Annotated in this window: 9 protein-coding genes; 5 read left to right on the forward strand and 4 right to left on the reverse strand. The window is 70.9% G+C overall.

Translation table 11 applies throughout. From position 1 onward, the window contains the following. Positions 1 to 9 precede the first annotated feature (9 nt). The 3 genes from WBK31_RS20490 to WBK31_RS20500 are packed head-to-tail and all read right to left on the reverse strand — an operon-like array spanning position 10 to position 3,689. Positions 10 to 849 carry a sugar ABC transporter permease gene (locus tag WBK31_RS20490; RefSeq protein ID WP_364053957.1) on the reverse strand — a complete coding sequence of 280 codons (840 nt, stop codon included), beginning with the start codon at positions 847 to 849 and terminating at the stop codon, positions 10 to 12. Further along, entirely contained in the window at positions 846 to 2,408 is a 1,563-nt protein-coding gene (locus WBK31_RS20495) for an ABC transporter permease subunit (protein WP_364053959.1), read from the reverse strand. The genes WBK31_RS20490 and WBK31_RS20495 overlap by 4 nt, the downstream gene beginning before the upstream one ends. A 6-nt stretch (positions 2,409 to 2,414) precedes the next feature. Continuing rightward, a complete protein-coding gene (locus WBK31_RS20500) occupies positions 2,415 to 3,689 on the reverse strand; it encodes an extracellular solute-binding protein (RefSeq protein ID WP_378788022.1) in 1,275 nt (424 codons plus the stop codon). 287 nt (positions 3,690 to 3,976) lie between these two features. Here WBK31_RS20500 and WBK31_RS20505 point away from each other — a divergent pair, with 287 nt between their 5' ends. Both WBK31_RS20505 and WBK31_RS20510 read left to right on the forward strand, forming a co-directional pair. Then, positions 3,977 to 5,485 carry a glycoside hydrolase family 13 protein gene (locus WBK31_RS20505; protein WP_364053965.1) on the forward strand — a complete coding sequence of 503 codons (1,509 nt, stop codon included), beginning with the start codon at positions 3,977 to 3,979 and terminating at the stop codon, positions 5,483 to 5,485. Positions 5,486 to 5,570: 85 nt separating this feature from the next. After that, a complete protein-coding gene (locus WBK31_RS20510) occupies positions 5,571 to 6,950 on the forward strand; it encodes a sensor histidine kinase (protein ID WP_406675426.1) in 1,380 nt (459 codons plus the stop codon). A gap of 101 nt (positions 6,951 to 7,051) precedes the next feature. On the opposite strand, the gene WBK31_RS20515 is transcribed toward WBK31_RS20510, so the two are convergent. Next, on the reverse strand, positions 7,052 to 8,389 hold the full coding sequence (locus tag WBK31_RS20515; RefSeq protein WP_364053971.1) for a cation:dicarboxylate symporter family transporter: 1,338 nt from the start codon (positions 8,387 to 8,389) through the stop codon (positions 7,052 to 7,054). Between the two features lie 109 nt (positions 8,390 to 8,498). Here WBK31_RS20515 and WBK31_RS20520 point away from each other — a divergent pair, with 109 nt between their 5' ends. From WBK31_RS20520 to WBK31_RS20530, 3 genes are all read left to right on the forward strand, one after another. Next, positions 8,499 to 10,022 (forward strand): ATP-binding protein, encoded by a 1,524-nt coding sequence (locus WBK31_RS20520; RefSeq protein WP_406675427.1) that lies wholly within the window; start codon positions 8,499 to 8,501, stop codon positions 10,020 to 10,022. Continuing rightward, positions 10,019 to 10,720, forward strand: a complete 702-nt coding sequence (locus tag WBK31_RS20525) for a response regulator (RefSeq protein WP_364053977.1) — start codon at positions 10,019 to 10,021, stop codon at positions 10,718 to 10,720. The genes WBK31_RS20520 and WBK31_RS20525 overlap by 4 nt, the downstream gene beginning before the upstream one ends. Before the next feature lie 62 nt (positions 10,721 to 10,782). Next, the gene (locus WBK31_RS20530; protein WP_406675428.1) at positions 10,783 to 12,891 is read left to right on the forward strand and encodes an N-acetylneuraminate synthase family protein; all 2,109 of its coding nucleotides are present in this window, start codon (positions 10,783 to 10,785) and stop codon (positions 12,889 to 12,891) included. Positions 12,892 to 12,900: the final 9 nt, after the last annotated feature.

Genomic DNA, 12,900 nt, shown 5'->3' on the forward strand with positions numbered 1-12,900 from the left:
TGTGCCCTTTCACCCCTTGACGGCTCCGGCGGTCAGGCCGGAGACGATGTACTTCTGCAGCCACAGGAACACGCCGACCGTGGGCACGGCGGTGATCAGGGTGGCCGCGGCGAACATGCCGAAGTTCGTGTTGCGGTGATCCCCCGCGATCATGCCGTACATGCCGACCGCGAGCGTCTTGCTGTCGGGGTCGCGCAGGAACACGTTCGCCATCAGGAACTCGCTCATCGTGCTGATGAACGCCAGCAGCGCGGTGACCGCGAGGATCGGCGTGACCAGCGGCAGGATGATGCGCCAGAAGATCTGGGCGTGGGTGGCGCCGTCCACGGTGGCGGCCTCGTCCAGCTCCTTGGGCACGGTGTCGAGGAAGCCCTTCATCAGCCAGGTGTTCACGCCGAGCGCGCCGCCGAGGTAGAGCAGCAGCAGGCCCCACACGGTGTCGAAGCCGAGCGCGGGGTACAGCTCGGTCACCCTGGTGAAGATCATGAAGATCGTCACGATGGCCAGGAACTGCGGGAACATCTGGATGAGCAGCAGCGCGAGCAGCCCGACCCGGCGGCCGGTGAAGCGCATGCGGCTGAAGGCGTACGCGGCCATCAGCGACAGCACCATGCTGGCGAACGACGACACCAGCGCGATGAACACCGAGTTGAAGAACCAGCGGCCGAAGGGATAGGTCTCGGAGGTCAGCAGGTCGCCGAAGTTCTCCAGGCTGGCCCCGGTGGGGAGCAGCTCGGTCGAGGCCAGCGTGCCCAGCGGGTTGAGCGCCGCGGAGATCACGAAGAGGATCGGGAAGACCGCGAACGCGCACACGGCCAGCACGAAGACGTGCCGCAGGGCGAGCTTCACGCGTAGACCTCCTCCTGCTTGCGGGTACGCCGGAAGGCCACCGCCGAGATGATCGCCACGATGGCGAAGATGAACACCGAGATCGCCGCCGCGAAGCCGAACTGCGCGCCGGCCGGCCCGAACGCGAGCCTGAAGGTGTAGGTGATGAGCAGGTCGGTGCCGCCGACCATCGGGTTCTCCGCGGGGAACGGCCCGCCGTCGGTGGTCAGGGCGATGGCGTTGTAGTTGTTGAAGTTGAAGGCGAACGACGAGATCAGCAGCGGCGTGAGCGCGACGAGCAGCAGCGGCAGCGTGACCCGGCGGAACGCCTTCCACGGGGTGGCGCCGTCGATGGCCGCGGCCTCGGTCAGCTCGCGCGGGATGGCCTGCAGCGCACCCGTGGTGACGAGGAACATGTACGGGAAGCCGAGCCACAGGTTGACCAGCACGACGCCGAGCCTGGCGGTGGCGGTCTGGCCGAGCCAGTCGATCTCGGCCCCGAGTAGCTGGTTGATCAGGCCGAAGTCGCGGTTGAACATGTCGCGCCAGACCAGCAGCATCGCGAAGGCCGGCATCGCGTACGGCAGGATCAGCACGATCCGGTAGACGCGGGTGCCGCGCATGCGCGGATGGTGCAGGGCGAGGGCGACGGACATGCCGAGCGCGAACGTGCCGAGCACGGAGGCGAGCGCGAAGACCAGGTTCCAGCCCAGCACGCCGGCGAAGTAGCGGGAGATGGTGGGCTCGGTGAGCACCCGCAGGAAGTTGTCGAAGCCGACGTTGACCTGCCAGCCCTGGGCCAGGTGCTCGCCCTCGGCGTTGACGAAGTAGCCCTGCGACTCGTCGGCCTGCCAGGGGCCGCCTTCGCCCTGGATGCAGTCGCAGGCGGCGTCGTACACCAGGGTCGCCTTGCCCTCGACGGCGCGGCTGAGCCCGTTCGCCTTGATGAGGCCGTCGCGGGTGGGGACGGCCAGCGCGCTGATCTCCTGCCCCCGGGCGGCGGCCTCGGGTGCCTTGAGCACGGTGAGGCCGGGTGCGGCGAGCACCTTGCCGGTGAGGCCGACCTGCGCGCCGGGCAGCGGCTCCACGCCGTCCTTCGTGCCTAACGAGACCTGCTCGGTCTTCGGGTCCACGAGCAGGAACACCAGTTCCTCGCCGCGCAGGGCGGCGGTGAGCGTGTACTCGGGCGAGCCCGGCGCCTGCCGGACCGAGCCGCTCTGGATGGCCGCGATGGCGGCGGCCTTGTCGCCCCGGTGCCCGTCGCCGAAGTTCGTGAACGCCGTGGTCACCGTGTAGAGCACGGGGAACACCTGGAAGGCGATGAGGAAGACGGTGCCGGGGATGAGGTATTTGGCCGGTATGAAGCGCCGGGTCAGATAGAGGTAGGAGATGCCCGCGGTGGCGGCGCACAGCAGCGTCAGCGGCACCCACGATTCGGCGGCCACCAGCGGCGGCACGGCGTAGAGCAGGATCGCGGCGGCCACGCCGAGGACCGCGATCCTGCTCACCACGAACGCGGTGGTCCGCTCCGGGCGTGGCCGCGGTGCCGCGCGCCCGGGTTCGCGCACGTCCGTCGTCATGAGCGGCTAGTTCTTGAGCGCGCCGTCGATGGCCTTCTGCGCGGCCGCGGCGGCCTTGGCCGGGTCGCCGCCCTTGACCACGGACGTCTCGGCGATGCCGAACGGCTCCCAGATGGCGGCCATCGCGGGGATGGCGGGCATCGGCAGGCCGTCCTTGCCGGCCTCCATGAACTTGGCGGCGTCGGGGTCGCTCGCCTGGACCTCCTCAAGGGCGGCGGACAGTGCCGGGGGCCGCGGGTCGGCGTCGTAGAGCGCCTTGGCGACGTCCTTGTTAGTCACGTAGTTGGCGACGAACTCCTGGGCGAGAGCCTTGTTCTTGCCCTTGGAGGCGACGAAGAACGCCTGCACGCCGACGAACGGGGTGGCCGGCTGCCCGTCCTTGAACGGCGGGACGGCGGTGATGTCGTAGGAGACGCCGGCCTTCTTGATCTCGCCGATCGCCCACGGGCCCGAGATGAGGAAGGCGCACTTGCCGCCGGCGAAGGTCGGGATGTAGTTCTCGTTGGTCAGCGACGTGCGCAGCGCGCCCTCGCCCTTCTCGCCCAGCTCGGCGAGCTTCTCGAACGCCTTGACCGAGCCCTCGGAGCCGAGCAGCACCTGCTTGGGGTCGGGGTCGCCGCTGGAGGTGGTGCCGAACAGCGCGCCGCCGCCGGAGGCGAAGATCGGGTAGACGTGGAAGGCGTCGCCCTTCTGGCCGACCGGCAGGCAGAGCACCTCCTTGACCTTGCCGTCCTTCTTGAGCTCCTTGCCCTTGGCGATCATGTCCTCGATGGTCGCGGGGGCGTCGGGTGCGAGCTCGGTGTTGCGGATCAGGGCGATGTTCTCCACCGCGTACGGGGCTCCGTAGATCTGCCCGTTGAAGGTCATCGCCTGGATCGCCTTCGGGGAGAAGGCCGCCTTCTGCTCCTCGGTGAGGGTGACCGGGTCGATGGCGCCGTTCTGCACCAGGTTCCCGATCCAGTCGTGCGCGCCGATCATGATGTCGGGGCCGCTGCCCTGCTGTGAGGCGGTCAGGAAGGTCGTCTGGTTGTCCTTGCTGATCTCCTTGACCTCGACGGTCACACCGTTCTCGGTGCCGAACTGGTCGGCGAACGGCTTGAGCGCCTTGACCCTGTTGGGGTCGGCCCAGATCACGAGGGTGCCGCCCGCGGTCGCGGGGGCCGATGACGCGGCGGATGACGCCGTGCCTTCCGCCGGGGTCTGTGACGACGATCCGCCGCACGCGGTCGCCGCGAACGCCAGAGTCGCGAGAGCTGCCACACCCAGAGCCCGGATGCGCATGGGGGGACCTCCTGAGGTCACGGAGGAACGGCGGCTCGCGCCGCCGCCGAGGTTGGCTCGACGTTTCCGGGACGTTAGCGGCTCTTTGCAAAAAGTGGAAGAACTTGCGCAAGAGCGTTACCCGATCATCACCCTCACGAATGGTCCTGACCTGGTGGACACCCGATCATGACGGCGGGACAGAGATCTGCAACTTTCGGAAACTTGCACTTGACCTTCGTGCGGTGAATCGGACATCCTTCACCAGAACCACACCGGACATCCGGACCCTCCCGGGAAGGACGCACATGCTCGGCAACGACGACTGGTGGCGGGACGCCGTCGTGTACCAGGTCTACCCCCGCAGCTTCGCCGACGCCAACGGCGATGGCATGGGGGATCTCGAGGGCGTGCGCCAGCGCCTCGATTACCTGTCCGAGCTGGGCGTGGACGCCATCTGGCTGAGCCCGTTCTACACCTCGCCGATGGCCGACGGCGGCTACGACGTGGCCGACTACCGGAACGTGGACCCGATGTTCGGCACGCTCGCCGACTTCGACGCGCTGGTCGCCGACGCGCACGCCAAGGGCATCAGGGTCATCGTGGACCTGGTGCCGAACCACTCCTCCGACCGGCACCCCTGGTTCCAGCAGGCGCTGCGCGGCGAGCGGCGCGACCGCTACATCTTCCGCGACCGGCCGAACGACTGGGAGTCCATCTTCGGCGGCTCCGCCTGGACCCAGGTCGAGGACGGGCAGTGGTACCTCCACCTGTTCGCCCCCGAGCAGCCCGACCTCAACTGGGAGAACCCCGAGGTGCGGGCCGAGTTCCGCGACATCCTGCGCTTCTGGCTGGACCGGGGCGTGGACGGCTTCCGCATCGACGTGGCGCACGGCATGATCAAGGCCGAGGGCCTGCCCGACGTGGGGCAGAAGGACGGCCCGCAGGCCGAGATGCTCGGCGACGAGCAGGTGCCGTACTTCGACCAGGACGGCGTGCACGACATCTACCGCGAGTGGCGGCCGATCCTCGACTCCTACCCCGGCGGGCGCATGGCGGTGGCCGAGGCGTGGGTGTCCTCGCCCGAGCGGCTGGCCCGGTACGTCGGGCCCGACGAGCTGCACCAGGCGTTCAACTTCGAGTTCATGATGGCCGACTTCCACGCCAAGTCGTTCCGTTCGGTCATCGAGAAGTCGCTGAAGGAGGCCGAGCTGGTCGGCGCGCCCACCACGTGGGTGCTGTCCAACCACGACAAGCCGCGCCACGTCACCCGCCACGGCTCCCTGGCCCGCGCCCGCGCGGCCACCCTGCTCATGCTGGCGCTGCCCGGCTCCGCCTACCTCTACAACGGCGAGGAGCTGGGCCTGCCCGAGGTGCTCGACATCCCCGACGAGCTGCGCCAGGACCCGGCGTTCCTGCGGCGCGGCGAGAGCCGCGACGGCTGCCGGGTGCCACTGCCGTGGACGTCGTCGGAGGGGCTCGGCTGGCGCGACCCGTGGCTGCCGATCCCGCCGGAGTGGGCGGCGCTGTCGGCCGAGGCGCAGGAGGACGACCCGGATTCGACGCTGAACCTCTACCGCGCCGCGCTGCGGCTGCGCAAGCGGCACCCGGCGCTCGGCGGCGGCACGCTGACGTGGCTCGACTCCCCCTCTGAGGACGTGCTGGTGATCGAGCGCGATCCCGGCCTGGTCGTGGTGCTCAACACCGGAGACGAGCCGGTACGCCTCGACCTGGGCGGCGAGGTGCTGCTGTCCAGCGGCCCGCTGGCGGACGACGGCGCGGTCCCCCCGGACACCACCGTGTGGCTGCAGCGCTGACCGAACCGCTGCACTTGCCGAATCTTTTCCCTTACCCGGCACATAGCGGACAAATCGCTGCATTTACCCTCGGTAGCCTCAGGGGATGGCACCCTGGTGGGCCAGATCCCTGCGGGGACGCTTCACTCTCATCGCGACGGCCATAGCCGCCCTCGTGCTCATCCCCGTTGCCATCGCCGGGATCGTCGTCACCAAGACGCTGGTCGCCGAGGGAGTCTTCAACGACACGCAGGACACCGCCGAGCGGATCGCGTTCGAGCTGCGCGGCGGCGTCCTGCCTCTGGGCGCCGCCATCCCGGTGCCCAACCCGACCGTCGACCTCGTCCAGGTGGTGAGCGCCGAAGGGCTGCTGCTGGGCGCCAGCGACGGCGCGAGGACCCTGCCGCCGCTCAGCGACATCCGGCCCACGCCCGCCGACCGCGTCATCAACACCACGAACTGCCTGCCCACCGAATGCATCCACGTCTCGGCGGTGCGGGTGTCGGTCTCCCCCGACTCCCCCATCGTCTACGCCGGCCGCAGCTCGCCCGACGTGCTGCAGACACGCACCCTGGAGATCGTCGTGGCGATAGAGGTCACCATGCTCATCGCCCTGGCCGCCTGGTCCACGTGGCTGGTCACCGGCCGGGCGCTGCGGCCCGTCGCCACCATGCGCGCCGAGCTCGACCGCGTGCACGCCGGCGACCTGAGCCGCCGCGTCACCCAGCCGCCCGGCGAGGACGAGGTGGCCCAGCTCGCCCGCTCCATCAACGGCACGCTGGCCCGGCTCGAACGCTCCGCCGAGCAGCAGCGCCAGTTCGCCTCCGACGCCTCGCACGAGCTGCGCACCCCCATCGCCGGGCTGCGCGCCCAGCTGGAGAGCGCCCAGCTCTACCCGGAGGACACCGACCTGGAGGCCCTGGTGGAGAGCGCGCTGCGCGACACCGACCGGCTGGAGGCCATCATCTCCGACCTGCTGCTGCTCGCCAGGATCGGCTCGCGGGTGGACATCGTCAGGGAGCGCCTCGACCTGTCCTGCCTGGTACGCCAGGAGCTGGCCACCCGCGGCGACAAGATCCCCGTCGAAGTGGACCTGGCGGACGGCGCGTACGTCGAGGGCGTCCGGCTGCAGCTCTCCAGGTTGCTGACGAACCTGCTGGACAACGCCCAGCGGCACGCCGAGACCATGGTCCTCGTCACCGTGCGCGAGGAGCGCGGCAGAGTGCCGCGCCGGGACAACGGCGCCGAGAGCCACGCCATGGTGGTACTGGCCGTGGAGAACGACGGCGTCGAGATCGCCCCGCACGACCGCGATCGCATCTTCGAGCGGTTCACCCGCCTCGACGCGGCCCGCAGCCGCGACGCGGGCGGCACCGGGCTGGGCCTCGCCATCGCGCGCGACGTGGCGATCGCCCACGGCGGCACCATCCGCGTCGAGGACCGTCCGGGAGGCGCCCGCTTCGTGCTGCGCCTCCCGATAGCATGACCGCCCGCACGGCGAAAGCGCCGCGCCTCCCGGCCGGGCGAGCGGCGGGAGGCGCAGGCGCCGTGTCAGGCGGACGAGCGGCGGAAGACGCGGGCGCGATGTCAGGCGGGCGACAGCTCCTTGGCGGGTTCGCGGGGATCCTCGTCACCGCTGTCATCGCCGTCGTCGAGCAGGGTGGCCTCGTCGAACGGCGCCTGCCCGGCGAGCACGCGTCCCGCGCGCTCCCTGTCGAACTCGCCGGTCCAGGTGCCGATGAGCACGGCGGCCACGGCGTTGCCCGCGAAGTTCGTCAGCGCCCTGGCCTCGGACATGAACCGGTCGATGCCGACGATGAGGCCCACGCCGTCCACCAGCTCGGGCCGGTGCGCCTGCAGGCCGCCGGCCAGCGTGGCCAGGCCGGCGCCGGTGACGCCCGCCGCGCCCTTGGAGGCGATCATCATGAACAGCAGCAGCGTGACCTGCTCGCCGAAGCCCAGCGGCGACCCGGTGGCCGTGGCGATGAACAGCGTGGCCATGGTGAGGTAGATGGCGGTGCCGTCGAGGTTGAAGGAGTAGCCGGTCGGCACGGTGATGCCGGCCACCGTCCTGCTCACCCCGAGGTGCTCCATCTTGGCGATGAGCCGCGGCAGGGCCGTCTCCGACGACGAGGTGGACAGGATCAGCAGGAACTCCCTGCCCAGGTAGCGCAGCAGCGACCACAGGTTGATCCTGGCGACCAGCCACAGGATCGCGCCGAGCACGACGCCGACGAACAGCACGCAGGTGACGTAGAAGGCGATCATGATGATGGCCAGGCTCTTGAGCGCCTCGATGCCGGTGTCGCCGACGACGGCCGCGATCGCGCCGAACGCGCCCACCGGCGCCGCCCACATGATCATGGCGAGGATGCGGAAGACCAGCCGCTGGAAGTGCTCGATGCCGCGCAGGATCGGCTCGCCCTTGCGGCCCATGGCCTGCAGCGCGAACCCGGTCAGCAGCGCGACGAGCAGCGCCTGCAGCACCGAGCCCTCGGTGAGCGCCGAGACCAGCGTCTTCGGGATGATGCCGAGCAGGAAGTCCACCATGCTCGCCTCGGCGCCCTTGGCCGCCTCCGCCTCGGCCCGCTCCCTGGCCGCGTCGGTGAGCTGCAGGCCGGAGCCGGGGTCGATGACGTTGCCGACCACCAGGCCGATGATCAGCGCCACCGTGGACATGGCGATGAAGTAGCCGAGCGCGAGCCCGCCGACCTTGCCGACCTTGGCCGCCTGGCGTACCGAGCCGATGCCGAGCACGATCGTGCAGAAGATGACCGGCCCGATCACCATCTGGATCAGCGAGACGAAGCCCGTGCCGATGGGTTTCAGCTGGACGGCGAGGTCGGGCGCGACGAAGCCGACGACGATGCCGAGCAGGACCGCCACGACGACGGCCAGATAGAGATAACGGGTGCGATCGCGCATAGGGGGGTTCTCCGGCGGTTTGGGAGCGGGTTTCTCTCCGTGCGACTATGCGCCTCACGAGTGATGCAGGTCACCATTGCGTAAGTTTCGTTCACGGGGAGGGTGGAGCATGCGGCGCTGGAGCCTGGCCGGCCAGATGCTGGTGCTGCAGCTGCTCGTGGTGACCGTCACGGCGGCGGGCGGCGCGACGCTCGCGCTGGTGCAGGCGCACCGGCTGCTCACCGAGGAGGCGGGCGGCACGGCGCGGGCGGTGGCGGTCAGCGTGGCGGCCTCGCCCGACGTGCTGGCCGCGCTCGACGAGCCCGACCCGACGGCGCGGCTGCAGCCGTACGCCGAGCGCGTCCGCGCCGCGACGGGCGTCGACTTCATCACGATCATGCGTACCGACGGCACCCGCTACACCCACCCGAACCCGGCGGAGATCGGCCGGCGCTTCCTCGGCCACATCGAGCCCGCGCTGCGCGGCCAGACGTTCACCGAGACCTACACCGGCACGCTGGGCCCGTCGAAGCGGGCGGTGACGCCCGTCGTGGCGGACGGCCGGGTACGGGCGCTGGTCAGCGCCGGCATCACCATCGACCGCATCGACGCCAGGCTGCGCGAGCAGCTCGCCTGGGGCGGCCTCATCGTGGCGCTCGCGCTCGGGCTCGGCGCGGCGGGCACCTGGCTGGTGACCGCCCGGCTGCGCCGCCAGACGCACGGCCTGGGCCCGGTGGAGCTGGGCCGCATCCACGAGCACCACGACGCCGTCCTGCACGCGGTCAGGGAGGGGCTGCTGCTGGTCGGCAGGGACGGCATGCTGACCCTGTGCAACGACGCGGCCAGGCAGCTGCTCGGCCTGCCCGCCGACGCCGAAGGCAAGCATGTGGCCGAGCTGGGCCTGGCGGAGATGGTGGCCGACACCGAAGAGCGCATCCACCTCGCCGGTGACCGGGTGCTCGCGGTCAACAGCGCGGCCAGCAGGCTCGGCACGGTCGTCACCGTACGCGACCACACCGAGCTGCAGGCGCTGTCCGGCCAGCTCGACGCCGAACGCGGCTTCGCCGAGTCGCTGCGCTCGGCCGCGCACGAGGCCGCCAACCGGCTGCACACTGTGATCACGCTGGTGGAGCTGGGCCGCACCGAGCAGGCGATCGCGCTGGGCACGGCGGAGCTGCGGGCGGCGCAGGAGCTGACCGACCGGGTGGTGGGCTCGGTGCGCGAGCCCGTGCTGGCGGCGCTGCTGCTGGGCAAGAGCGCAGAGGCGGCCGAGCGCGGCTCCGAGCTGGTGATCAGCGAGGACAGCGAGCTGGTGATCAGCGAGGACAGCGAGCTGGACGACCTGGGTCTCGACCCGCGCGACCTGGTCACGATCGTCGGCAACCTCATCGACAACGCCATCGACGCGGCGAACCGGGTCGACGTGCACATCAGCGGCGACGAGCGCGGCGTGCTCATCAGGGTGGCCGACGACGGGCCGGGGCTGACCGACAGGGCCGCGTTCGAGAAGGGCTGGACGACCAAGGGCGACGGCCACGGCCTCGGCCTGGCGCTGGTGGGCCAGGCGGTGCGGCGGCTCGGCGGCACGATCGAGGTGGACGGCTCGGTCTTCACCGTACGTCTGCCCGCACCGCGCAAGGAGCCGGTGTCGTGACCGCGCAACCGGGCGGCGGGCCCATCACCGTGCTGGTGGTCGAGGACGAGGAGATCACCGCCGAGGCCAACCGCATCTACGTGGAGCGGGTGCCCGGCTTCGAGGTGGCCGGGGTGGTCAGGTCGGGCGGCGAGGCGCTGCGCTTCCTGCGCCGCAGGCCGGTGGACCTCATCCTGCTCGACCTCTACCTGCCCGACATGCACGGCCTTGAGGTGTGCCGGGCGGTGCGCGCGGCCGGGCTGCTGTGCGACGTCATCGCGGTGACCTCGGCGCGCGACCTCGCCATGGTGCGCTCCGCGGTGTCGCTGGGCATCGTGCAGTACCTGCTCAAGCCGTTCACGTTCGCGGCGCTGGCCGAGCGGCTGACCCGCTACGCCCGCTTCAAGGAGGAGGCCGGGCTCGCGGTCGGCCAGGGCGACGTGGACCGGGTGCTCGGCACCCTGCGGGGCACCGCGGCCGAGCTGCCGAAGGGCATGGCGCAGGACACCCTCGACGCGGTGGCCGCGCAGCTGCGCGAGCGGCCCGCGGGGATGAGCGCGCAGGCGGTGGCGGACGCGATCGGCATCTCCAGGGTGACCGCGCGGCGCTACCTCGAATACCTGGTGGACCTGGGCGTGGCGGCCCGCATCCCGCAGTACGGCGGGGTGGGCAGGCCAGAGTTGCTCTACCGGATCCCCACGCAGAGTTCAGGACGGTGACGCTGGCCGTTCAACACCGGCCTCTAGCTTCTGGGTGCAATCCGATGCACTGAGGAGACACCTTGCGAGTCCTGGCCGTAGTTCCCGCCCGCGGAGGTTCGGCGGGCGTACCCCTGAAGAACCTCGCCCTGGTCGGGGGCGTGCCGCTGGTCACCAGGGCCGTGCGGGCCTGCCGGCGCGCCGAGCTGATCGACCAGGTGGTGGTGAGCACCGATCACGACGGGATCGCCGAGACCGCCAGGCAGGCGGGCGCGCTCGTGGTGGAGCGGCCCGCCGAGCTGAGCGGCGACACCGCCTCCAGCGAGTCCGCGGTGCTGCACGCGCTCGACACGCTCGGCGAAGACCCCGAGGTGGTGGTGCTCGTGCAGTGCACGAGCGCGTTCATCGACCCGGCCGACCTGTCGGCGGCGGTGCGCAAGGTGCTCGACGGCGAGGCCGACTCGGTCGTGTCCGGGCTGCCCACGCACGAGTTCCTGTGGACGGCCACCGGCGCCGGTGTCAACCACGATCCGGCGTTCCGCCCGCGCCGGCAGGATCGCGAGCCGCAGTTCCGCGAGAACGGCGCCTTCTACGTGATGCGCGCCTCCGGCCTGCGCGCGCACGGCCATCGCTTCTTCGGCAGGATCGCGGTGCAGCCGGTGCCGTCGCGGCACGCCATCGAGATCGACGAGCCCGAGGACCTGGAGCTGGTCAGGGCGCTCGCGCCGTTCATCGACGAGCCCGAGCCGATCGACGTGGACTGCGTCATCACCGACTTCGACGGCGTGCACACCGACGACCGCGCCTACGTCGACTCCGATGGCCGCGAGATGGTGCTGGTCAGCCGCTCCGACGGGATGGGCGTCTCGCTGCTGACGCGGTCGGGTGTGAAGGTGCTGGTCATGTCCACCGAACAGAACCCGGTGGTGACCGCCCGCGCCCGCAAGCTGGGCGTGCCGGTGCTGCAGGGCCTGGCCGACAAGCGCACGGTGCTGCGCGACTGGCTGAGGATCGAGAACCTCGACCCCGCGCGGGTGGCGTACGTCGGCAACGACGTCAACGACCTGGGCCCGATGGCGGAGGTCGGCTGGCCGGTCGCGACGCCCGACGCGCACCCGAGGGTGCGTGCCGCCGCCCGCGTGGTGCTGACCAGGCCGGGCGGGTCGGGCGCGGTGCGCGAGTTGTGCGACCGGGTGCTGGCGGCCCGCCCGGAGCAGCCCGTCGCCGCCCGGCCCGCCGCCGCCACGCAGCCGGTCGTCGCGCCGGTCGTCGCGTCGGCCGTCTCGCCGGTCGTCGCTGGAGCGAGCGTGCGTCCGCGCCCCGAGCCGGTCGCGATCGGTGACGTGCTGGTGGGCGACGGGCAGCCGGTGTACGTGATCGGCGAGATCGGCATCAACCACAACGGCGACCTCGACATCGCCAGGCGGCTCATCGACGTGGCCGCCGACGCGGGCTGCCAGGCGGTCAAGTTTCAGAAACGCACCCCGTCGATCTGCGTGCCCGAGGAGCAGAAGGGGCAGATCCGGCAGACGCCGTGGGGCGAGATGACGTACCTGGAGTACAAGGAGCGCACCGAGTTCGGCCGCGACGAGTACACGCAGATCGCCGAGTACTGCGACGAGCGGGGCCTGCACTGGTTCGCCTCGCCGTGGGACGTGCCGTCGGTGGAGTTCCTCGAGGAGATGAACGTCCTGGTGCACAAGGTGGCATCGGCCGGCGTCGCCGACCACGAGCTGCTGCGTGCGCTGGCGGCGACCGGCAAGCCGATCATCCTGTCGACCGGCATGTCCACGCTGGAGGAGATCGACGCGGCCGTGGAGATCCTCGGCACCGAGAAGCTGATCATGATGCACGCGACCTCCACGTACCCGCTGCCGCCTGAGGAGGCGAACCTGCGCACGATCACCACGCTCAAGGAGCGTTACGGCGTGCCGGTCGGCTACTCGGGCCACGAGCGCGGCCTGCAGATCTCGCTGGCCGCGGTCACCCTGGGCGCGGTCTGCGTGGAGCGGCACATCACGCTCGACCGGACGATGTGGGGCTCCGACCACGCGGCCTCGCTGGAGCCGGCCGGGCTCGAGCACCTGGTACGCGACATCCGCATCATCGAGCAGGCCCTGGGCGACGGCGTCAAGCGCGTCTTCCCCGGCGAGGAGGCGCCCAAGGCCCGCCTGCGCCGGGTGACCGTCTGAGCCCGCTCC

The organism is Nonomuraea sp. N2-4H (genome assembly GCF_045291505.1).
Lineage (GTDB): Bacteria > Actinomycetota > Actinomycetes > Streptosporangiales > Streptosporangiaceae > Nonomuraea > Nonomuraea fastidiosa.